Below are 1,987 nucleotides of genomic sequence, written 5' to 3' on the forward strand. Positions count from 1 at the left end.
TCCCATACTTTAAATTTTACTTTAAAGTGGTGCACTTGATCTTACAATTAAGCATATATTTATTTATAAATATATACATTTTTTATTTTTTTTAATAAAATTCTTGCTATAACTTGCTATTTATGATATAATTTAAATATGAAATTAATGTTATTTAACTCTACGGGACCAAAAAAAGCAACATATAAAAATATTGGTTACTGAGATACAAGCGGAAGTTATAGAAGAAATATTAGATTATTAGCTTTAGGAAATCAAGAAAAGCTACTTAAAAAGAATCCTAATTATGAACAAATTATTAAAAGCATAATAAGTAAATATGACACAACCGTAAATATAGAAAAATTAGAAGCAGAAATAAATTCTGCACTTCTTTTGAGTTCAAATATTACTAAAACTAAAAATTTTAGTGCAGAATTTATTTTAGAATTTATGTATGATTTAAACATTTTTGAAAATTTTAATTTTGGTAAGCACAAAGGGATGAAAGAAATACTTTCTTATCAAATTGCTAATAGAATTTGTCAACCTTCAAGTATTTTTAAATCTTTTATAAATAAGTCTGAATCATATACAGACTTGGATTATTCAAAAAATAGTTTTTATAGAATGCTTGACTTATTAGAAGATAATAAGGAAAATATCTTGAAAAATATATCTAAAAAGTTTGTCAATGAAAACGAAACTATTTTTTTCGATTCAACCACAATTTATTTTGAAAGTTTCAAAAAAGAAGAATTAAGATTACCAGGATATTCAAAAGATGGAAAATTTAAAGAAGATCAAATTGTTTTAGCAATGGCGTGTAATTCAGAAAATATACCTATTTTTTATAAAATTTTTCCTGGAAATACTGCAGATGTAAAAACATTAATTCCTTTTATACAGGAATTTAAGGAAATTTATAAAAATACAAAAATTACAGTTGTTTCAGACAGAGGAATGAGTTCTGCAGAAAATATTAACTTTTTAGAAGAAAATAATATAGACTACATAATTTCAAAAAGAGCAAATATCGAAACAAAAAAATATAAAGAATTTTTATTAAAAGAAGATGATTATGTCGAGATATCAGGAAAGTTTAAATATAAAACTAAAGAAATTTTTGTAGAAAATAAAGAAAATAAAGGGAAAATAAGAAAACAAATTGTCACCTGAAGTAAATCCAGAGCTAAATTAGATAAACTAAATAGAGAGAATGAAATAAATAATTTTATTAAAAATCAAGACAAAAATGGATTTGTTAATGAAAAAAGAATGATAGGATACAAAAAAACCAAATATTTTAAACAATTGAATTCTTCTAAATATGTTTTAGATGAAGAAAAAATTTCAAATGATCAAAAATTTGATGGTTATTATGTATATGAAACTTCTTTAAAGGATTTAGATCCATTAAAAGTTGTAGAAATATACTCAATGCAATGAAAAATAGAAGAAAATTTTAGAACATTAAAAAATAATTTACAAATTAGACCAATGTATGTTTATACAACTAAACACATCCAAGGACATGTATTATTTTCTTTTTTATCATTATGAATTTTGAAAATGTTTTTATTAAAAATAAAAAATTTCTATAAAGATAATGGAATAATACAAAAAATTACAGATGAAAAATTTATTTTAATTTTAAAAAATTTAATTTATATGACAGAAGAAGATAGAAATAGCAATAAATTATTAACTTTTAAAAGATTAGATAACGAATTATCAGTAATGGCTTGAAATTTTTATGATGAATATATAAAATACATAAAATAGCAAGTAAATTTTTAAAAAAGCAAACGAAAAGTGCTGTAAAACAGCACTATTTGTATTTTTTCCCTATTAACTGGGAAACGCAGGAAAATAATTATTTTCATTCAAACTTTAAATGAGATTTAAAGTTATTAAAATAATGATGAAAAAAACTTAAAGTTTATTTAATTGACTAAAGTGGGACAATTTATTGGGACACATTTTACCAGTGATATCACTGGTAAAA

1 protein-coding gene is annotated in these 1,987 nt (G+C 21.6%); it reads left to right on the forward strand.

Features of this window, described 5'->3' with window-relative positions:
• Positions 1-138: 138 nt before the first annotated feature.
• A complete protein-coding gene (locus ACXX87_RS04035) occupies positions 139-1,764 on the forward strand; it encodes an IS1634 family transposase (protein WP_458572885.1) in 1,626 nt (541 codons plus the stop codon).
• Positions 1,765-1,987: the final 223 nt, after the last annotated feature.

This window comes from Mycoplasma sp. 613B (genome assembly GCF_054343485.1).